At 34.6% G+C, this 22,555-nt stretch carries 16 protein-coding genes; 12 read left to right on the top strand and 4 right to left on the bottom strand.

From position 1 onward, the window contains the following. Positions 1 to 102: 102 nt before the first annotated feature. From RHO12_02310 to RHO12_02280, 7 genes are all read left to right on the top strand, one after another. Entirely contained in the window at positions 103 to 2,970 is a 2,868-nt protein-coding gene (locus RHO12_02310) for a valine--tRNA ligase (protein ID WVD66615.1), read from the top strand. A 476-nt stretch (positions 2,971 to 3,446) separates the two neighbouring features. Further along, positions 3,447 to 3,731 carry a hypothetical protein gene (locus RHO12_02305; protein WVD66614.1) on the top strand — a complete coding sequence of 95 codons (285 nt, stop codon included), beginning with the start codon at positions 3,447 to 3,449 and terminating at the stop codon, positions 3,729 to 3,731. A gap of 3 nt (positions 3,732 to 3,734) precedes the next feature. Continuing rightward, positions 3,735 to 4,706, top strand: coding sequence for a zincin-like metallopeptidase domain-containing protein (locus RHO12_02300; GenBank protein ID WVD66613.1), 972 nt, complete (start codon positions 3,735 to 3,737; stop codon positions 4,704 to 4,706). A 66-nt stretch (positions 4,707 to 4,772) separates the two neighbouring features. Continuing rightward, on the top strand, positions 4,773 to 5,018 hold the full coding sequence (locus tag RHO12_02295) for a hypothetical protein (protein WVD66612.1): 246 nt from the start codon (positions 4,773 to 4,775) through the stop codon (positions 5,016 to 5,018). Between the two features lie 5 nt (positions 5,019 to 5,023). Continuing rightward, complete coding sequence (locus RHO12_02290; GenBank protein WVD66611.1) at positions 5,024 to 5,881, top strand: zeta toxin family protein; 858 nt, start codon at positions 5,024 to 5,026, stop codon at positions 5,879 to 5,881. Positions 5,882 to 6,999: 1,118 nt separating this feature from the next. After that, positions 7,000 to 7,719: a helix-turn-helix domain-containing protein gene (locus RHO12_02285; protein WVD66610.1), complete on the top strand. Its 720-nt coding sequence runs from the start codon at positions 7,000 to 7,002 to the stop codon at positions 7,717 to 7,719. Positions 7,720 to 7,764: 45 nt separating this feature from the next. Beyond that, positions 7,765 to 8,847, top strand: a complete 1,083-nt coding sequence (locus RHO12_02280) for a DUF1471 domain-containing protein (GenBank protein ID WVD66609.1) — start codon at positions 7,765 to 7,767, stop codon at positions 8,845 to 8,847. Positions 8,848 to 8,894: 47 nt separating this feature from the next. Here RHO12_02280 and hrpA read toward each other — a convergent pair whose 3' ends face one another. Next, entirely contained in the window at positions 8,895 to 12,797 is a 3,903-nt protein-coding gene (gene hrpA, locus RHO12_02275; GenBank protein WVD66608.1) for an ATP-dependent RNA helicase HrpA, read from the bottom strand. A 75-nt stretch (positions 12,798 to 12,872) separates the two neighbouring features. On the opposite strand from hrpA, the gene RHO12_02270 reads away from it, so the two are divergent. The 5 genes from RHO12_02270 to RHO12_02250 all read left to right on the top strand — a co-directional run bounded on the left by RHO12_02270 (position 12,873) and on the right by RHO12_02250 (position 19,221). Then, entirely contained in the window at positions 12,873 to 13,298 is a 426-nt protein-coding gene (locus tag RHO12_02270) for an META domain-containing protein (protein ID WVD66607.1), read from the top strand. A 346-nt stretch (positions 13,299 to 13,644) separates the two neighbouring features. Beyond that, on the top strand, positions 13,645 to 15,054 hold the full coding sequence (pykF, locus tag RHO12_02265; protein ID WVD66606.1) for a pyruvate kinase PykF: 1,410 nt from the start codon (positions 13,645 to 13,647) through the stop codon (positions 15,052 to 15,054). 143 nt (positions 15,055 to 15,197) lie between these two features. Continuing rightward, the gene (gene ppk1, locus RHO12_02260; GenBank protein ID WVD66605.1) at positions 15,198 to 17,249 is read left to right on the top strand and encodes a polyphosphate kinase 1; all 2,052 of its coding nucleotides are present in this window, start codon (positions 15,198 to 15,200) and stop codon (positions 17,247 to 17,249) included. A 21-nt stretch (positions 17,250 to 17,270) separates the two neighbouring features. Then, the gene (locus RHO12_02255; GenBank protein ID WVD66604.1) at positions 17,271 to 18,803 is read left to right on the top strand and encodes an exopolyphosphatase; all 1,533 of its coding nucleotides are present in this window, start codon (positions 17,271 to 17,273) and stop codon (positions 18,801 to 18,803) included. A gap of 7 nt (positions 18,804 to 18,810) precedes the next feature. After that, positions 18,811 to 19,221, top strand: a complete 411-nt coding sequence (locus RHO12_02250) for an H-NS family nucleoid-associated regulatory protein (protein ID WVD66603.1) — start codon at positions 18,811 to 18,813, stop codon at positions 19,219 to 19,221. A 115-nt stretch (positions 19,222 to 19,336) separates the two neighbouring features. On the opposite strand, the gene lolE is transcribed toward RHO12_02250, so the two are convergent. The 3 genes from lolE to lolC are packed head-to-tail and all read right to left on the bottom strand — an operon-like array spanning position 19,337 to position 22,487. After that, a complete protein-coding gene (gene lolE / locus RHO12_02245; protein ID WVD66602.1) occupies positions 19,337 to 20,575 on the bottom strand; it encodes a lipoprotein-releasing ABC transporter permease subunit LolE in 1,239 nt (412 codons plus the stop codon). Between the two features lie 6 nt (positions 20,576 to 20,581). Continuing rightward, positions 20,582 to 21,292, bottom strand: a complete 711-nt coding sequence (gene lolD / locus RHO12_02240) for a lipoprotein-releasing ABC transporter ATP-binding protein LolD (GenBank protein ID WVD66601.1) — start codon at positions 21,290 to 21,292, stop codon at positions 20,582 to 20,584. Further along, positions 21,285 to 22,487: a lipoprotein-releasing ABC transporter permease subunit LolC gene (gene lolC / locus RHO12_02235; GenBank protein WVD66600.1), complete on the bottom strand. Its 1,203-nt coding sequence runs from the start codon at positions 22,485 to 22,487 to the stop codon at positions 21,285 to 21,287. Before lolC ends, lolD begins: the two co-directional genes overlap by 8 nt. Positions 22,488 to 22,555: the final 68 nt, after the last annotated feature.

Genomic DNA, 22,555 nt, shown 5'->3' with positions numbered 1-22,555 from the left:
GATTGTATTATTCCATTTTTATCTGTGTACAATTTGATGTAGAATATCGTCCATTTCTTTGTCTTTATTGTTTGCCCTATGTGGCTGGATCTGAAAAGTATTATGAAAATAACATTAGATAAAACTTATAATCCTCAAGAAATTGAACAACCCATCTATTCGCATTGGGAAAACAGTGGTTACTTTAAGCCGAATGGCGATAAATCTGCGCCAAGTTACTGTATTGCAATCCCACCACCAAATGTAACGGGTAGTTTGCATATGGGGCATGCGTTTCAGCAAACGATTATGGATGCTCTTATTCGTTACCATCGTATGTTAGGTAATAATACTTTATGGCAATCAGGCACTGATCATGCCGGGATTGCGACCCAAATGGTGGTCGAGCGTAAAATAGCGGCTGAAGAAAATAAAACACGTCATGATTATGGTAGAGATGCCTTTATTGATAAAATCTGGCAATGGAAAGCGGAATCAGGCGGCAGTATTACTAAACAAATGCGTCGTTTAGGTGATTCAGTTGATTGGGATCGAGAGCGTTTTACGATGGACGATGGTTTATCTAATGCCGTTAAAGAAGTCTTTATTCGTTTATATAAAGAAAATTTGATCTACCGTGGTAAGCGACTCGTTAATTGGGATCCTAAATTACGCACGGCGATCTCTGATCTTGAAGTTGAAAATAAAGATGTGAAAGGATCAATGTGGTATATCCGTTACCCATTAGCTAATGGCTTTAAAACCACTGATGGTCATGATTATTTAGTGGTAGCTACAACCCGCCCTGAAACACTACTTGGCGACACAGGGATTGCAGTTAATCCTGCAGATCCAAGATATAAAGATCTGATCGGCAAACAAGTGATCGTGCCATTTGTTAATAGACGTATTCCAATTTTAGGTGATGACCACGCCGATATGACGAAAGGAACGGGCTGCGTCAAAATTACACCAGCGCATGATTTTAACGACTATGAAGTAGGTAAACGTCATAACTTACCGATGATTAATATTTTTACTTTTGATGGCGATATCCGTCAACAGGCTGAAGTTTTTAATAGTAATGGCGAAGAATCTACTGACTATTCGACTGACTTACCACAGAATTTTCAAGGTTTAGAACGTTTTTCGGCTCGTAAAGCGATCGTTGCTGCATGTGAAGCCTTATCGATTTTAGATAAAATTGAACCTCACGACTTAACCATCCCTTACGGAGATCGTGGTGGGGTTGTTATTGAGCCAATGCTTACCGATCAATGGTATGTAAGAACGAAACCATTAGCAGAAGTTGCAATTAACGCAGTTAAAAGTGGCGAAATTCAATTTGTCCCTAAGCAGTATGAAAATATGTATTTTTCATGGATGAATGACATTCAAGATTGGTGTATTTCAAGGCAGCTTTGGTGGGGGCACCGTATTCCAGCTTGGTATGATGAACAAGGCAATGTCTATGTTGGTCGAACTGAAAATGAAGTGAGGAGCGAAAACAATATCGAGGAAAGTATCAAATTAACTCAAGATGATGATGTACTTGATACTTGGTTCTCATCAGGACTTTGGACATTTTCAACGTTAGGTTGGCCAGAAAATACCGAAGACTTAAAAACCTTCCACCCGACAGATGTGTTAGTAACTGGTTTTGATATTATCTTTTTCTGGGTTGCTCGCATGATTATGTTAACCATGCATTTTATTAAAGATCAAGATGGTAAGCCACAAGTGCCATTTAAAACGGTCTATGTCACTGGACTTATCCGTGATGAAGAAGGGCAAAAAATGTCAAAGTCTAAAGGTAATGTTATTGACCCTTTAGATATGATCGATGGGATCTCGTTGCCGGATCTATTAGCAAAACGTACCGGTAATATGATGCAGCCTCAGCTAGCAGAGAAAATTGCAAAACGTACTGAAAAACAGTTCCCTGCGGGTATTGAACCTCATGGTACTGATGCGTTACGCTTTACTTTAGCGGCACTTGCATCCACAGGTCGCGATATCAACTGGGATTTAAAACGTTTAGAAGGTTATCGTAATTTCTGTAATAAGCTATGGAATGCAAGCCGCTACGTGCTAATGAATACAGAGGGTAATGATTGCGGTTTTAATGGCGGAGAACTGGAATACTCATTAGCTGATAAATGGATCCTAGCAGAGTTTAACCAAACCATTAAAGCCTATCAAGAAGCCTTTGCCACTTATCGTTTTGATATGGCAGCAAGCATATTATACGAATTTACATGGAATCAATTTTGTGACTGGTATTTAGAATTGACCAAATCAGCAATTGCCAATGGCAATGCTAATCAACAACGTGCGGCTCGCCATACATTAATATCAGTGCTTGAAGCTTTGTTAAGGCTTGCTCATCCAATTATTCCATTTATTACAGAAGCGGTTTGGCAAAATATAAAAGAGCTAGTAGGAATTAATGCTGATACGATTATGCTGCAGAAAATGCCAACATATGACGCAAAATGGCATAATGAGCAAGCCGTTAACGATCTTAATTGGATTAAACAAGTCGTTATCGCAGTGCGTAATATTCGTGCAGAAATGAATATAGCACCAAGTAAGGAATTAGAACTGCTAATTAGGGACGCATCGCCGATAACACATCGCCGAATTGGTGACAACGTCACATTTATCAAGTCTTTAGCGCGTTTATCTGAAATCATTATTTTAGATGAAGGTGAAAAAGGACCTATGTCAGTAACAAAATTAGTTGAAGGCGCTGAATTACTAATCCCAATGGCAGGGCTGATCAATAAAGATGATGAACTTGCTCGTTTACGTAAAGAAATTGACCGTATGGATAATGAAATTAACCGCATTACGACCAAGTTATCTAATCCTGGCTTTGTCGATAAAGCTCCAGAAGCAGTTGTAGCTAAAGAGCAAGAAAAACGTCAAGGTTATCAGGATGATAAAATAAAACTATTAGAACAATACGCTGAAATCGAAAAATTGTAATCGCGGTTGTATTTATCGTTTTTAAGCCCACAAATTTAGTGGGCTTTTTTTGTTTTGTAATTAATTATTTAGTTAAAAAATGACCATAATATATTAGATTGAATAGCAAGGAACAAAGCTAAACAAATAAAACAACCTAATTTTCATTACGGCGTCACTTCTATAAAAGTTATATTTAGTAATTAGTAATATTAATCCACCAATAGATATCGGCGACAGTGTAAACTAGTATTTACAGCCGCATTCATTCACAAGTTATCCACAGAAAAGAAACATGAAAAGTATTTTTTTCTTAATATTTGGAAACTCGAGGTAAATTAACACGAAAGGAATAAATTATTCCATAGTGAGCTGCGCGGTAAATTAACTGAATGCGTCTTACATAAGAGTTGCCAAGCACAGTACATCAAACATTTAGTTTCTACATAGTTTTATGTATAATATACAAGATGCAATAATTTAATAAGGGTATAAATATGCGAGACCAAAAAGAAAGAGTTTATATCATTGAAAGCACCATGAAAAATGAGTTTCGTCATGCATTAGCTACGACTTTAATTACTCAAGAACAGCACGATAAATATTTAGATGAGCTTAATAAGTTAACATCTTACATTTATAATAAATATGAAAATAGCCTAGCTTTTTATGATGAAGATTGGAATAAAATTAATCATTACTATGAAAAAATAACAACTTTGGAGTTTGTTAGAGATTACATAAAAGATAGCTTGGAAGATTGTTGGCTCATAGAGATGTAAGCAATGGAGAACAATTATACTGATGAGTTATTTTCTGCAATACAACAAACAAATAAATCAGCAACTATTGATAATTTTATTAAAACAGATATTAATTATCCTAAGAATCCGTATAGCCAAGAAATATATGAAGCTATTTTTTTACACAACAATGGCCATAAAAAAGGATTTAATGAAACTCGTTGGTTATCTGAAAATGAAATACAAGCAAATGGCTTGAAACTAGAACTTGGCGAAGAAAATAATTTTATCCAAAGCGATCTGTATCAAAATAACCAATATCACGAAAATATCAAATTTTACAATGTTGAACAATTAGATAAAGCGTCGTTTGATAAATTACCTTTGGAAGTAAAACCGATGCCGAGCTGGAGGGCAAACCCTCAAATAGAAGAATTTATTGAAAGCCAAGGTGTGAAAATCTTACACAATAGCACCTCGACACCTCGTTATAATCCTAAAAACCACACGATCTATATGCCTCACCGATCACAATATCCATCCTCGGAAAAATATTATAATGATATGTTTCATGAAATAGGTCACTCAACAATTATAGAATTAGGGCGTGAACCTAAGTCAGCAGAGCAAAAAGCCAATTTTGCTAAAAGAGATGAATTAGTTGCAGAAATATCTGCAATCAAATTAAATGAGATGACTAAAAATAAGTTAGATAAAGGAAATAGTTTAGCGTATCTAAAAAACTTTTTAAGTAAATTTGGTGATGATAAATCTGTACAGAAAGAGGAATTGAAAAAAGCATTAACAGAATCAGATAAAGTGCTTAAGCTAACAAAAGATAAATATATTGAGGCAACAAAAGGTAAAGATATTAAGGCAACAAAATTTGAATCAGTATCTAACAACGATTTTGTCAAGGCTCGTCAACGTGCCATACAGAAATTGGAAGGCAAGCAATCCTTACCAATTCCAAAATCTTTACATAAAGGAATGAATAAAGGCATTAAGAAATAGGGCGACTTTGAAAATTTAGTATAATCTAAACTGTTAATTATAAATAATCACAAAAAGGAAAAAATTATGGCAACCTTTGATGAAAAAGAGTTTTTATGGGATGAAATGTATGCAATTGTTACCCACGCGATGGGAAAGAAAGTATCATCGACTGATGGGTATTCTAAAGAGTGGCTTGAAGATAGTAAGAAATTGGATGATTTCAGAGATTGGATTGGAAATACCCCTTACCAAGAAATTAATTATGAAGAAGCATTAGTTTTTTTTAAAACGATAAAATCTAAATATGAAGCTATGCCAGATAAATGGTGATAGCAATGAAAAATAATGAATCTTTATCATTTGTGAGCACTGAACAGAAAGAAAAAATTGTTAATGAATTATGGAGTAGAATTCTTGCAAAAAACAATTTGGTACAAGAAAACAGCCCCCATTCTTATGTTATGGGAGGCCAACCAGGAGCGGGAAAATCGACATCGACAACGATATTAAAAGAAAAATTCGGTAATAATATTATTTTAATTGATTTAGACCAATATCGAAAAGAGCATCCAAACTATAAAGCCTTATATGAAAAATATGGTAAAGAGTTGTCTAGTTATACACATGAATTTGCCGGTGAAATCAAGGAAGAAATTCAAAAACGTGCGATAGATAACAGATATAATATTATTATTGATGGCACCTTAGGTAATGTAGGTCGAGCTGAAGAGTTAATTGATAACCTCAAAAATAAAGGTTATCACGTTGATATTGTAATCCACACTTGTCCGAAAGAAATTAGTTGGAATAGTGTTAATATGCGCTATGAAAATGCATTAAAAGCGGGTGAAATCCCTCGTCATGTACCAAAAGTAGTTCATGATCAAATTATTGAAGCTTTACCACAAAATACAGATAAACTCAGCCAGTCAAAGCAGATTGAATCTTTAACAATTCATAACCGACAAGAAAAAATATATGATTCAAAGATTGATAAGATATTGCCATCTTTAGTTGTTCAAGCTGAAATTAATAAAAATGACAAAAAATTATCAAAAGATAATCTAGCACAATCATCTAATGATATCTTTGCACAAGTACGCCAAGCTGCAGCTCAAAAATTAGTAATCAAGCAATCCTTATCAGACCAAAAATCAACAAATAAAAGAATAGGTAAGGGGATTGAAAAATAAATAAGATTTAATAATGCTACTAGTTCGATCGAAAACAGACACAACATTTATTTGCACTTTTGCTGGTAATATTTATTGTGAATCTTGTTTCTACTTATACAACTAAGTATTTACGGCTTCGCAAAGCGATCAATTGATAGCATTAACTATCACTACCAATAGATCCTTTTCGGCAAACGATGATCAATTAGGATCCATTCAAACGCCACTAAACTGTCTAGCATATTGAGATTGCAGATAAAATTAAGTAAAACTAGCATTGTTGTCGTAAGACATTTCGAAAAAATCACTAAATAACCGGATTATTGAACTCAATAAAAATAGGGTTATTGCATAAAATAAATAAAGTCAGGGTTAGCGCTAAGCACCGCAGGTAACGAGGAGCTTTGCGCTAATTCTGAGTGTCTTTTTCTTGCGCATTAGGCTAATTGATTGAATCTGATCAGGTTTAAGGGGTTATACACGGTTTTATAAACTGTTTTTGTTAATAACTCATGACGTTACCGTTGTTTATTTGTCAATGGCAAAGCGCAAGACGCAGCTTATACGCAGTAAGACCGTGTGAGCATTTGACGAAGTGCACCATTGATAACCCCTCCAATTTTATTATCTAGGTCAGGTGGAAAGGAAAGCAGTTTTTTCCTTTCCTCATGGCCAGCCTTCAAAATGCCCCTTAAAAAACAAGGGTTATTATAGTTGGGACAGCGTCACTTTTATGATATTGGTCAAAAAACGAGCTCTTTTGTTATCAGTGTTGCATATTGATTTGATAGTTTGTGCCTATTTTGATCGGTTGGCTGGATAAAGTCCTCTAAAATGCACATTGGTTCGCATAATGTATATTATGTTAAATAATAAATGTGATTTAATTTCTATTTAACAATAAGTTAAAATTTTCTTTATTTATTAGTGAATGCACACTAACTCATCATGCGATAGCCTCCCTATTGTTCTAATAGAGTTTTTTTGCAATGAAAAATTAGTATCAAACGAATAAAATTACCTTTTATTGATAAAATTATTCAATAATATTTATCAAATAGTACTAGGTTATTCTTGGTGATTTAGAATAAAGCTGGTAATCTTGTCGGGCGTTGCAATTAATATTGATTATCACTATGCAAGATATTTACAAACCTCTGCGTTCTAAAAGTTATTCAGTGCCTTGTGAACTTTGTAGTATTGGTTCTATGTGTATTCCAATGTTGTTGAATAATACGCTTCATACAGTATTAGACCGAAAACAAGAATTTATTAAAGATGAAGTTGTCATTAATGAAGGCGCCCCTTTTAAAAAACTTTATATTATCCACTCTGGTGCATTAAAAACCTATGTTACGGTAAATGGTATAGAACAAATTAATGGTTTTTATCTACCTGGTGATATTGTTGGCTTAGATGGTATTTCAAATAACAAATATAATAACTCGATAAAGGCACTAACTCATACCCTCACCTGCGTATTAGAATATGATGAAGTCAAAAAACTAGTCAGCCAAAACTCACAAGTTAGAGATATGGTTTTAGACTTAATGAGTAAAGATGTACTTAATTATCAAAAACTTATTTTGGCTTATTCGCAAAAAAATGCTGAAGAAAAACTGGCTTCATTTATTTACTCTTTATATTTAAGATATGCCCAACGTGGACATACATCTCTTAATATAAAATTGTCAATGAGTCGTTCAGATATAGCGAATTACTTGGGGCTAACAATTGAAACTGTCAGTCGTATTCTAACTCGTCTTCAAGAAACAGAGATATTAAGCGTTAAAGGTAAATATATTTCGATAAAAAATATTTCAGCGCTAGCTCGATTAGCGATTGAAACTATTTAGTAACAAAAAGAAGTGACATTGTCACCTAAAAAGAGCTTATTTTGAATGAAAAATTTTAAAAAATCATGTTTAACTTTATTATTATTATCTTCTTTTGCTTCGTACTCTCATGCAGCAGAAGAGCTGACACCAGAAAAAGCAGCATCATTGCAACCCTTTAAAGAGATCTCAATTAGAGGTTCATACTATAACGAATCCGATTATGCTCGAGCAATATCTAAGGCTGCTGACAAACAAGACGCAGCTTATTTTTATATTACCAGTGTAAATCCACACCCTAGCAATGATAGTTTGCGAATTATTTACGCTAAACTATATAAATCTAATGCTCCAGAATCAACGGACAATAAGCAAGATAATCTTCGACAATTTGTAGGGATCTATGAATATCCTAAAACAACTGCTATTCATTTCGAACCATATGATATTATTAGAATACGAGGATATTTTCCTACTCAAGTAGCTCTAAATAATGCGGTTGCAAAAGAAGCTCGAGCTAAAAATGCATATGCCTTTTTTATTGACCGCTTGGTTCAAGTTAACAATAGCGGTAATCAACAAGTTACCGCATATCTCTTTAAAAAAGATGCACCAGAACGAAAAATTCAGCCTGATAATGCTATTCCATATGATTCAGAAGCGGGACAACAAGCTTTAGCACAAGGTGGCGAGGCGGCAATGCAGGTTGAACGACCAGGTTATTACTCTTCATCTTCATTTAATGAGCAATTTTATGCTGATAAATTTAATAATCAGTCCGTAAAAGACGTTACACCAGAGACGAATACTCAAGCTATTGAAATAAATAAAAATACTGATAATGGTAAAATGGTTACAACGGACATAGCGGTTTCTTCTAAACCCGTAGTAGTGGAACAAAAATCATCTCGTTACACTGTAACATTACCGAATGGAACTAAAATAGAAGAACTCAATGATGCCACTGCCGCCAAGATGGTGCCATTTGATAGTATCAAATTTAGAGGCTATTATGCGACAGCGCAAGATATTTCCTTTAATGCGGGTAAGAAAGCACTGGAAAAAGGCGCTAAGTATTATCATATATCTCGTATTGCGCAAGATTCAAAAGGTCCAAACAAAACAGTGTATGTTGATTTGTATCGTTAATTGATATCTTGTTTGAAATATAAAGAGGGATGGTTCCACCCTCTTTTTTATTGTTTAATGTCTTCAATAAATTGATTAATTCTCTTTTCTGAAATAGGATACGGCGTTCCTAATTGCTGCGCAAATAGATTAACCCTTAATTCTTCGATCATCCAACGTAGCTGTTTGAGCTTTTGTTCTGCTATTTTGTGCTGCTCGCGGCTTTGCCATAATTCAAGATACTGTTTGGTCACTCGCTCGACAACGAGCAAATGTAATCGATCTTTGTTCGGATCAGCATAGAGTTTATCGATCCGTTTATCTATAGCTTGTAAGTACCGATAGACATCAGATAGTTTTTGGTAGCTAGTATCAGTAACAAATCCTTTATAGATAAGCCTAGATAATTGTTGTTTTATATCCGCTAGGGATAATGCAACACTAAGGTCTAAGCGCCCTTTTAATTTTTTGTTAATTGCGTAATTTAATGTTAAAACTCGTTCAACTTGGCTAGCTATACTAACAATAACCTCATTTATTTCTCTTTTTATCATATCTAGCAGTGGTATGAACTGGGCTTGATCAAAAATGATCCCATGATCTTTTTCAATTAAATAGTTAATACCACAATAGATACAATCATCAATCAAGTCGATGATGCTACCAAACGGATTAAAATATAAACCTAATTTAGCTTTATTTGGTAGTTTATCATGTAAGTATTTAACGGGGGATGGAATATTAAGATAGATTAAACGCCTTATTCCCTGCAGCATTAATCTGGCTTGTTCATCTTCACGCTCAACCAGCTTAATCGCGACGCTATTCCCCTCATCGACCAAGGTAGGATAAGCTTTAACCACATAATTTTGTTGTTTTCTTTCATAAATTGTTGGTAAATTACCAAAATCCCAATTAACTAGATTAGTTTTCTCTATTTCATTATTTTTAGCTCGAGTTATTTTAGTTAATGCTTGCTGTACTTTATCTTTTAATTGATCTTTAAGCACCTTAAGATCTTTACCTATACACATTGATTTATTGTTTTGATCTAAAATATTAAAGGTCACTTTTAAATGATCGGGCACTTGGTCGAGCTGCCAATCATCTCGGTTAATATTAACGCCTGTCATTTTTTTAAATTCGTGTTCAAGCGACGTAAATAGATCATTTTTATAAAGCTCAGTACGCTCTAAAAATGCAGTGGCATAATTTGGCGCGGGCACTAAATGTCGTCGTAACGATTTAGGCAATGATTTAATTAATGCAATGATTAGCTCTTGCCGGAAACCATTAACTTGCCATTGAAAAACGTATTCATCGTCAATTTGATTAAGGATTGACAGTGGGATATTGACCGTAACACCATCGCAAATACCGCCAATGTCAAATTGATAGGCTAATTTTAACTTCAACTGTTGATTGTAATACCAATAATCGGGATAGTCATTTTTTGTTACTTTATCTGCATTAGGGTTGATTAGCATCGTTTTTGTTAACAATAAATAATCCGCATCGTCGACTTGTTTCTGCTTCCACCAAGTAGCAAATTCTGTTGCTCCTGTTACAGATAACGGTATTTTATTATCATAAAACTCAAATAATAATGCATCATCAACTAGAATATCTTGCCGCCTCGATTTGTGTTCAAGTTCTAGCACTTCATCGACTAATTTATGATTTTTTATTAAAAAATCATATTTAGCTTCAAAGTCACCTTCAATTAATGCATGCCTAATAAACAGTTCTCGGCTCAACTTTGGGTCAATATGGTTATAATTAACCATTCTTGAGGTTACTATCGGCAGACCAAACAGTGTCACTTTTTCATTAGCTATCGTTGTGCCCTGCTTTTTAGACCAACGCGGTTCACTGTAGTGTTTTTTTGATAGATGCTCTGCTAATGGTTCAATCCACTCTGGTTCAATTTTTGCAACATTTCGCCCCCAAAGTTTAGCGGTTTCAACTAACTCACTAGCAACACACCACTTAGGTAGTGTTTTAAAGACACTCGAGCCGGGGAAAATAGCAAATTTAATATTTCTAGCACCAATATACTCAAATTTTTCCAGTTCTTTCATACCAATATGAGATAGCATGCCACTTAAAATAGCCGTATGTATTGATTGATAATTTGCATCTTGGCTGTTAATTGGAATATTTAGTTGTTTAATCGTTTGCCTAATTTGAGTATAAATATCTTGCCACTCTTTAATACGTAGATAATTAAGAAACTCCTTTTTACATAATTGTCTAAATTGATTATTACTTAATAAATCTTGTTGCTCATGAATATACAACCAAAGATTAAGGTAGCTCATAAAGTCTGAATTTTTATCAATAAACCGTCGATGCTTTTCATCAGATATTTGTTGCTTATCGAGCGGTCTTTCTCTAGGTTCTTGAATGGAAAGTGCGGCAGATATAATCATAATCTCTTTAACGCAGCCGGTTTTCCTTGCTTCAACTAACATTCGAGCGAGTCTTGGATCGATAGGTAGCTGCGATAATATTTGCCCCGTTCGAGTTAAGTTATATTGGCCTTTTTTATTATAAAGGGCACCTAACTCTTCAAGCAAACGAATACCGTCTTTAATATGTTTTTGCTCAGGTGGCTCTAAAAAAGGAAAGGCGGCAATATTACCTAAATCTAATGCTGTCATTTGTAAAATAACAGAAGCTAAATTAGTTCTTAGGATCTCAGGTTCAGTAAACTCAGGACGGCTAAGGAAATCAACTTCATCGTATAAACGGATACAAACCCCATTTGATGTCCTGCCACAGCGTCCTTTTCGTTGGTTTGCTGACGCCTGAGATATGGCCTCTATCGGTAAACGCTGAACCTTCGTCCGATAACTATATCGACTAATTCTTGCCATGCCAGGATCTATAACATATTTAATCCCTGGAACGGTTAGTGATGTTTCAGCCACATTAGTGGCTAAAATTATTCGCCTGCCACTATGAGATTGAAAAATCCGATTTTGTTCTGTTGCCGATAGCCTAGCATATAAAGGCACAACTTCAGTGTGACGTAAATTAAGCTTATTGAGTGTATCGGCAAGATCTCTTATCTCTCGCTCTCCAGTTAAGAAAATGAGAATATCACCATGGTTATCTTCGAGCGAAAGCTCATCAATTGCATTAATTATCCCTTGGAAATCATCATCTTCGCTATCTTCGTCATTATTGCAGGGGCGATAACGTACATCAACAGGGAATGTGCGCCCTGAAACCTCAATAATTGGCGCATTATTAAAATGATGAGAAAATCTTTCGACATCAATGGTCGCAGAGGTAATGATAACTTTTAAATCAGGGCGCTTAGGTAAAAGTTGCTTTAAATATCCTAAGATAAAATCGATATTCAAACTGCGTTCATGAGCTTCATCGATAATAATCGTATCATATTGGCTTAATAAACGATCTTGTTGTATTTCAGCTAATAAGATCCCATCAGTCATGAGTTTGATTAATGTATTATCTTGAACGTGATCATTAAAGCGAACCTTATAACCAACTAGCCCACCAAGTTCACAATTGAGCTCTTGCGCAATACGACTTGCAACTGAACGGGCCGCGAGCCGCCTCGGTTGAGTATGACCAATATAACCTTTAACACCAAGCCCTAATTCTAGACAAATTTTAGGGATCTGCGTTGTTTTACCTGAACCTGTTTCCCCAGCGATAATAACGACTTGATTACTTTTTATTAAATCATAAATTTGTTGCTTTTTGGTCGTAACAGGTAATGAATCAGGATAATTAATTGTTTTTGGTAATTGGGTTAAGCGTAATTGATAATTTTTATGCGCTACTTCGATCTTACTTTGCACAGATGCCAAGCATTGAGCTGTAGGGGTTTGCTGCTTAGTTATTTGCTGTAATTCTTTTTGTATCTTATATTTATCATATAGGCAGACCCTACTTAATTGGTCAAAGAGTATTTGTATTGGCTTATTATGTGGCATAAATTCTTAGTAACTTATTGAGTTAATTGTTACCATTATAGCAAATTTTATAAATTAATTTGGGGAGAAATGATAATGAAATATATTTATTATTTTTTTACGTTATTTACTGGAGTAATCATATTATCAGCCTGTGATAATAAACAGCCATCTATTGGGCAAAATTTAGCTCATCATCGCTTTACGGTTATTGAATTGAATAATGAAAAAATTATCAATAGTAAACAAACATTTATTGAGTTTGGTGAAAATTCTACGGTTAATGGACAGATGTGTAATCAATTTTTTGGTCAAGCAAACATAACCAAAAATAGAATTGAAATACCTCATTTAGCATCAACAAACAGGCTATGTTCAGATGAACAGTTAAATAAACTCGACTTAATTATGAGTCAACTATTACAATATGGTGCAATAGCAAATCTTAATCAAGAATTAGGTGAGTTAACGCTAAAAAATGACGAGTATGAATTAAAATTTAGACAGAAAGATCTTATGTAAGATCTAATCGATAAAAATAGCTAAATTAATCGTAACGTTAATATAGTAACTGCACTTAACCATAAGCTTTTGAACTTAATATTTTATGTTTATTCACACAAAAATCTTTATTTAAAAAATTGTTAATATATAATATAGCCAATCATTTAAAACTTTTATAGGCTATTTCAGTGGGAACTACATCAGCAAAAGATATAGGTAATTTTGTCGATATTGTTTTTAATTTTGAGTGTAGCTTAATCGTATCCATATTATAATTATACCAATGCTTGTCATTGGTTTTTTTATGCTCGTTTTCTTATAAATTTAACTTTTAATATTAACTTAACAGCAGATATATATCATTATGAAAAAAACTAAAATTGTATGTACAATCGGACCTAAATCAGAGTCCAAAGAAATGTTAGCTAAATTATTAAATGCGGGCATGAATGTTATGCGTTTAAACTTCTCTCATGGCGATTATGAAGAGCATGGTGAGCGTATTAGAAACCTTCGTGAAGTAATGCAAGAAACCGGCCGAAAAGCAGCTATTATGCTTGATACTAAAGGACCCGAAATTCGCACTATTAAGCTTGAAGGCGGCAATGATGTTTCGCTTGTTGCTGGCCAAAAGTTCACTTTCACTACCGACAAATCTGTTACAGGTAATTCAGAGTGCGTAGCCGTTACTTATGCTGGATTTGCTAACGACCTTAAAGCGGGCGATCGAGTTTTAGTTGACGATGGCTTAATCGCAATGGATGTTAAAGAAGTAAAAGGCAATGAAGTTATCTGTACGGTATTAAATAATGGCGACTTAGGCGAAAATAAAGGCGTTAACTTACCCGGTGTATCAATCCAGTTACCTGCGCTTGCTGAAAAAGATAAACAAGATCTTATCTTCGGTTGCGAGCAAGGTGTTGACTTTATTGCTGCGTCATTTATTCGTAAGCGCTCAGATGTCGAAGATATCCGAACACACTTAAAAACCCACGGTGGCGAAAATATAAAAATTATTTCTAAAATTGAAAATCAAGAAGGTTTAGATAATTTTGATGATATTTTAGATGCTTCTGATGGGATCATGGTTGCTCGTGGTGATTTAGGTGTTGAAATTCCAGTAGAAGAAGTTATTTTTGCACAAAAAATGATGATTAGAAAATGTGTTAAAGCCTCTAAGCCAGTTATTACTGCGACGCAAATGCTTGATTCCATGATTAAAAATCCTCGCCCTACTCGCGCTGAAGCTGGCGATGTTGCGAATGCAATTTTAGATGGTACTGATGCAGTTATGCTTTCAGGTGAAAGCGCTAAGGGTAAATATCCGCTAGAAACAGTAAATGTGATGGCGACAATCTGTAAGCGTACAGATAAAATTATTCCCGCATCTTTAGATCTTCAACCATTAGAAAAGCTACGAATTACAGGCGCTGTATGCTGTGGTGCAGTCGAAATTGCCGAAAGACTAAACGCACCATTAATCATTGTTGCAACGCGTAGTGGCAAATCAGCACGTGAAGTGAGACATTACTTCCCTACAGCTAATATTTTAGCGTTATCTTCAAATCAAAAAACGATTAATCAATTAATTTTAACTAAAGGCGTTGAACCGGTATTAATCGATTCCATCGACTCAACTGATGATTTTTACCGCTTAGGTAAAGAAATGGCCGTTAAATTAGGCTACGCTAAGTCTGGTGATATTGTTGTAATGGTTTCTGGAGCATTAGTACCAAGCGGCACGACAAATACAACATCTGTACATCGTATTTAATTTACGATATCGAAAAAAAGCTGGCTATAGCCGGCTTTTTTTATATGACTTAGTGGCATATTTGCAACTAATATATGCACATACAATTAAATTAAGTATATAATTGATAATAATATTTCTATGGTAGGTCAAATCAAAATTATATGAATAGCGATAACTTATATATTCAAAAAGAGCTTAGTTGGCTTGCATTCAATGAAAGAGTGCTACAAGAGGCGGCGGATAAAAGTAATCCACTTATTGAACGAGTACGCTTTTTAGGTATTTATTCCAATAATCTTGATGAATTTTATAAGGTTCAATTTGCCAACTTAAAAAAAGAAGTCCTCATTAAACAAGAACAAGGTAATGCTTCTAATGTAAAAAATATTTTACGCCAAGTTCATCTAAAAGTTGCTCAAATCGAATTAAAGTTTGATATGCTCTATAATGAGTTATTACTCGAAATGGCTCGTAATCAGATATTTTTAATCAATGAAAGGCAACTAACCTCAATTCAAGAAGATTGGATAAAAAAATTCTATAAACAAAATTTAAAACGTTATATTACCCCGATTTTACTTGATAGCCATACCGATTTGATCCAAATTTTAAAAGATGATCACTCTTATTTAGCCGTTGAAATTATCAATAATGCTGAAATTCAATATGCATTGTTAGAATTACCAACAGAAAAAGTATCTCGCTTTGTTTTATTACCGTCTGATACAGCATCAAAAAACCAATCAATTATTTTTCTTGATAATATTTTACGTTACTGTTTACCCGATATATTTAAAATATTTTTCGATGCAACGGAGTTTAATGCCTATTCGATTAAAATCAACCGAGATGCCGAGTACGAACTTAACAGTGAATTAGATAGCTTACTAGAACTAATGTCACAAGGGTTAAAACAACGTCTTACCGCACAACCCGTGCGCTTTATTTATCAAAAAAACATGCCTAATGCCTTAATTGAACTTTTATTAGCAAAGCTTAAGTTAACAGAGAGTGATGCTACGCTCGGTGGACGTTATCCTAATTTTAAGGATTTAATAGAATTTCCTAATATCGGCTTTAGGAGCCTGCTAGATAAAGTATTGCCGAATTTAACCTATAAGCGATTTAAACAGTTTAGAAATGCATTTGACGCTATCAAAGATCGAGATATTTTACTTTATTATCCTTACTACTCGTTTAGCCACGTACTGGAAATAATGCGTCAAGCATCATTTGATCCGAACGTAACACATATTAGGATAAATATCTATCGTGTTGCGAAAGATTCGCGCTTTGTTCAAGCCGCAATTCATGCCGCGAATAATGGTAAAAAAGTGACAGTTGTTGTTGAGCTACAAGCACGGTTTGATGAAGAGATAAATATTCGGTGGGCAAAAAAACTAATAGGCTCTGGGGTTAAAGTTATATATTCCCAACCAAGATTAAAAATACATGCCAAATTGTTCCTAATTGAGAGGAAAGAACAAGATAAAATCGTTCGTTATGCCCACATAGGATCCGGCAACTTCAATGAAAGAACCGCTAAAATTTATACCGACTTCTCATTACTAACTGCCGATCCGTTAGTTACCGATGAAGTCAAAAATGTATTTAACTTTATTGAGAACCCATTTAAACCAGTCACATTTAACTGTTTACTTGTGTCACCACAAAATACCCGAACAAAGTTAATAGCATTAATACAGCGAGAAATCGATCATGTTAAAGCAGGTAAACCGGCTGGGATCTATTTGAAGCTTAATGCCATAACCGATAAGCAATTAATTGATAAACTATACGAGGCTTCATCTGCGGGCGTTAAAATTAGAATGATTGTCCGAGGAATGTGTGGACTAATTCCGCAAGTAGCGAACTTAAGTGAAAACATTATGGTTACCAGTATTGTTGATCGCTTTTTAGAGCATGCAAGAGTCTATATTTTTGAAAATAATGGCCATAAGGATACCTATATATCATCGGCTGATTGGATGCCAAGAAACATTGATAACCGAGTTGAAGTGGGCGTTAAAATTCTAGATCCTAAGCTACAAAAAATTATTCACGACATTTTTGTAATACAAGTTAATGATAATGTAAAAGCCAGAATTATCGATAAAGATCTACAAAATAATTACATTCAACGAGGTAATAAGAAGAAAGTCAGAGCGCAAATTGCAATATATGACTATTTGAATCAATTAGAAAATCAATAAATAACAAAGGATTACAAATAAGTGACATCTGAAAATAATAATTTTAATGAATATGCGGTCATTGATTTAGGCTCAAATAGCTTCTATATGCTGGTTGTCAAAAAAGTGAATGACTCGTATAACGTTATTTATAAAAATAAACAAAATACTCACCTAGCAACGGGTCTGGATGATGAATATCAACTTAGTGACAGTAGCATTCGACGTGGTGTTGCCAGCTTAACACTCTTTGCCGAGCGTCTAAATGGCTTTCCTGTTAATCACGTTAAAGTGGTCGGGACTTATGCTCTACGGGTCGCCAAAAATAGACATAAATTTTTAATGGCAGCAGCCAAAGTATTTCCTTATCCGATCGAAGTCGTTTCTGGCCAAGAAGAAGCCAGGCTTATTTATATCGGAGCAATCAACAATGAATCCGTTGCAAAATCTGACTTAAAGCTCATCATAGATGTTGGTGGTGGCTCGACAGAGATAGCGATTGGTATAAATTCGACACCAATATTAGTCGAAAGTAGACCTATGGGCTGTGTCACTTATGCAAAACAATTTTTCCCTGAGCAAAAAATTGATCGTCAATCATTTGACCGCGCAAAACTGGCAGCGGAGCAGCAAGTTGAAAAAATAATTAAATCCGTTAAAAGTAAAAACATTGCTATCGCATTTGGCTCATCGGGTACCATAAAAAGTATCTACAATATTTTACTTGATATCGGTGTAACTGATGGCATTATTACACCAAAACGTTTAGATGATTTAGTTTCCTATGTGTTAGAATTTAAACGTTTTAGCGATATAGACTACCCTTCTCTATCTAAAGCCCGTAAACATGTTTTTGTTAGTGGACTTGCTATTTTCTACGGCGTTTTTAAGGCATTTGACTTGCAAAAACTTCACTATACGCAAAGTGCTTTACGCGAAGGCATATTGCATGAAATGGTTGGCGATAATAAGATTAATCAAGATATTTGCCAGCAAACAATCCATAATTTATTTAAACAATATAATGTAGATGAAACTCATGCCAACCAAGTTGCCATAACCGCCAAACATTTTTTTAAACAGTGGCAGCGTGCCTCTCCTGTTGTCATTGATAAAACGTTGGAATCAATGTTGTACTGGTCTGCATTGCTGCATGAAATCGGCTTAAGTATTAATTTTTCGGGAATTCAAAAACATTCCGCTTATATTATACGTCATAGCAATATGCCAGGATTTAATGAGGAGCAACAATTTTTATTGTCAACGCTCGTTAGATATCATCGTAGAGGCTTTAAACTAGACACAATACCTTATTTTAGTTTGTTTGATAATAAGCAGATTTATCCATTATTACAGATCCTTCGATTAGCTATTTTAGTGAATAATCAGCGTTCAAATACATTAAATCCGGATGTATTCAAACTTGCTGTTTTAGATAATGATCCTCATAAAATTGAACTTATCATTGACAAAGAGTTTGCTAAGCATAATCGACTCATTCTATTAGATTTGGAACAAGAACAGCAATATTGGCAACAAAATAAACCTTGTCAGCTAGGGATAAAAATAGGTTAAGACAGTTATGGCAAAGAAGATTTTTTTATCCAATAATATTCGTAGCATTAAGGCGCAGACTAAAAATATTTCGCTTGAACAGCTCCATTCAATTCAGGCTAAATTAGAAGAAATCATTAAGGAACGCCAAAAGGAAGATGAAGAGGCAAAAAAAAATCTTATTGAACATAATAAAAAAGTAGAAGATTATTTAAAACAAATTACAAGCGATGGTGTTGCCTTAGCTGAGTTACTAAAAAAAGCCAATTTACCCGCATTTAAAAAGCTACGTAAAATGCGGCCACCTCGCCCTCCTAAATATAAATATACCGACAGTAACGGCAATTTACGCACCTGGACTGGACAAGGTCGAACCCCAAAGCCAATACAGCATGCCTTAAATAGCCAAACAAAATCATTAAAAGATTTTCTTATTTAGCGTTATATCATAAAACTGACCACTATCTCTGCTGTTGACAACAATCAGTCATTAGGTATGCTTATTTTTCTGCTATTTCAATATGTTGAATCACTGAAATAAATAACAACGCTGGCTAAAAACCATTCAAAATTTTAACAGGATCGAGTTTGCAAGCACGGCGAGCGGGATAATAACTCGCCACTAAGGTTAATACCATCGCCGTACAAAATACAATCATAATGTCAGTTAGATGTAGCTCTGAAGGTAAGAAATCAATAAAATAAATATGGCTATTTAATAATTGACGCCCGATTAAAGACTCAATAACGTGAATAATAGTAGATAATTGCAATGAAATAATAATACCGATTAAAACACCAATAATACTACCGACAAAACCCGATATCATACCATAAAAAATAAACGTTTTACTGATAAGTTGATTTGTTGCACCGAGTGTTTTTAGAATGGCTATATCGCGCTGTTTATCTTTGACGGCGATAACAAGTGTTGAAACAATACTAAAGCATGCCACACTAATTACCACCACCATAGCCAAGTACATAATCTGCCTTATCATCTGGATATCATGATACATATAACCATAATTTTGCTCCCAACTAGTAATATATAAAGGCGTAGCAATATCCATCGCGATATTATGAATTATATAATTTGCATTATAGATGTTATCAACATTTACTTTGATCCCTGTTACGTTGTCACCTAAATTTAGGTATTGTTGCGCATCAGATAGGGGGATAAAGGCAATACTATTTCCTAACGTACCGCTAAAATTCATTATCCCTGCAACACTTAAACGGATCCGTTTAGGTTGTTTTAATTGCCTAGAAGAATCGTCATTAGTCGGAATAAGTAATGTAATCCAATCGCCTTCTTTCGCGTCGAGTGAATCAGCTAACCCAACGCCGATAATAATTTGTTTATTGTCCTGCTTAAAGGCTGGCCATTTATTATCTAAGATATAGGTTGGTAAAATACTCATCTTTGCCTCTTGTTCAAGGTCTATACCCTGAACTTGAACCGCTTTAATTTTATTTGAATTTTCGATTAGTCCCGTAAAACTGATAAATGGTGCTGATGAAACTATCCCTCGACCATGATCTATTTGGCTTTGTATCGCTCGCCAATTTGGTAATGTTCCATTCGGTGAATAAAATTCACCATGAGGGATAACAGATAACACTCGATTTTTTAATTCTTTTTCAAAGCCATTCATCGCACTTAAACCAATAATTAAGGCGGCAATGCCGATAGCAATGCTTAGGGTAGATATAATCGAAATGAGAGATAACATTCCGCTTTGTCTGCGCCCTCGCCTAAATTTCCGTGCTAGAAAAAGTGATAACATAATTTTTTAATCACCCGTAATTAGATTTAATGTCCCTTGAGACATCATGTATTGTTGATCCATTTTTCGGGCTAAACTCAAATCATGAGTTACGACTAAAAATGCAGTACCATACTGTTGATTGAGGGTAATTAATAGTTCAAATATTATTTCAGCAGTAGAGTGATCTAAGTTACCGGTTGGCTCATCGGCCATTACAATTGAAGGGTGATTAATCAATGCTCGGCCAATCGCAATCCGCTGTCTTTCACCACCAGAAAGCTCTGCTGGTCGATGTTTTGCTCGATGAGATAAGTTTATTGCGTTAAGCATATCAAATGCTCTTTCTTGCGCTTCTTTGCTTTTTACTCCCGCTATAAGTAAAGGCATCGCAATATTTTCAAGCGCAGAAAAATCGGCTAATAGGTGATGAAACTGATAAACAAAACCAATCTCTTTATTACGTAAAGCGGCTTTTTGGACTTCAGATAAGCTATTTAATGTCTGCGATTTGAATATAACCTCGCCAGATGTCGGTTTATCCAGGCCACCAAGTATATGCAATAGCGTACTTTTTCCAGATCCCGAACTGCCAATAATTGATGTCATCGCCTTAGCATTAATAGAAAAAGTGACATCTTTTAATACTTCAATCACCGATTTACCATCCTGATAGCTTTTAGATAAATTTTTGGTTGAAATAAGCGCATTACTATCAATTTTAGCCTGATTATTCATAACGTAACGCCTCTGCCGGTTGAGTTTTAGCTGCTCGATAAGCTGGATAAAGTGTTGACACAATTGACAGCATAAGCAATGCAATAAATACTATTACAACCTGTGTTATATCAACAACTGATGGTAAACGAATACCTGAAAAAGTTAAACCTAGAGTCGACATAATATCACTTAAATTATAACTAATGAATAACCCGATGAGGCAACCAAGCACGGTTCCAACAACGCCTGAACTTGCACCTTGTATGATAAAAATCATCATAATTCCTTTATGTGTTAATCCTTGTGTTTTTAGAATAGCGATTTCATTTTGTTTTTCCATAACTAGCAAACTTAATGATGTAATAATATTGAAGGCAGCAACAATCACAATGAGACTAATAAGTAATCCCATAACATTTTTTTCCATGCTAATTGCTTGAAATAGCTCGCCTCGTTTAGCACGCCAGTCATCAAAGTGTAACCCTTCGGGTAATTTCGTTGTAACAATCGACTCAATATTTAATGGATTATTTAGGTATAACCGCCAACTCGTGATCGTATTTGGTGGATAACGCATCAATTTGGCTGCATCGTCAATATTTAAATAAACGACTGATTGTTCAATATCTCGATTAGCAGCAAATAGCGCTGAAACATTGAAAATACGTTGGCTGGGTATTTTGCCAACAGGGGTTATCTGGCTAACTTCTGGCACCATTAAGCGGATAGTATCACCAATATCAATATTTAATAAATCAGCTAAATGACGTCCTAAAATAATATTATATTTACCTTGTTGCAATGACGCATAACTGCCACCATAGATGCGGCTAGAGATAGGATCGTATTGATTTGGTTCAATACCAATAAGAGTACTAATCGTTATATTTTTAGTGCTTTGTAGAATGACATCTGCCGTTACTAAAGGAACGATATTGTCAACTTGGTTAATCGTCGGTATCGATGTTAATGGATATTGAATTGTCGACAGTCGATTAGCTTGACCGATTATTTGCGCTTGGGGAAGGTATTGTAAGATATTTTTTTGCATCTCATTTTCAAAACCATTCATTACCGACATAATAACAATTAGACCAATAGATCCAAGCATAATGCCAATCATTGATAGCCAAGAGACAAATCGACCGAAGCTATCTGATTTTCGGCTATATGCATAACGTAAACCAATAAAAGTAGATAAAGGATAAAACATTCTTTAATTCTCTTTAAAATCAATTTAATATAATTATTTGATTTTTAATATATAATTTTAAATTATGG

This window comes from Orbaceae bacterium lpD02 (assembly GCA_036251875.1).
GTDB classification, from domain to species: domain Bacteria; phylum Pseudomonadota; class Gammaproteobacteria; order Enterobacterales; family Orbaceae; genus Orbus; species Orbus sturtevantii.
The sequence above is the reverse complement of the archived record's forward strand: the minus strand, read 5'-3'. Positions and strand labels throughout refer to the sequence as shown.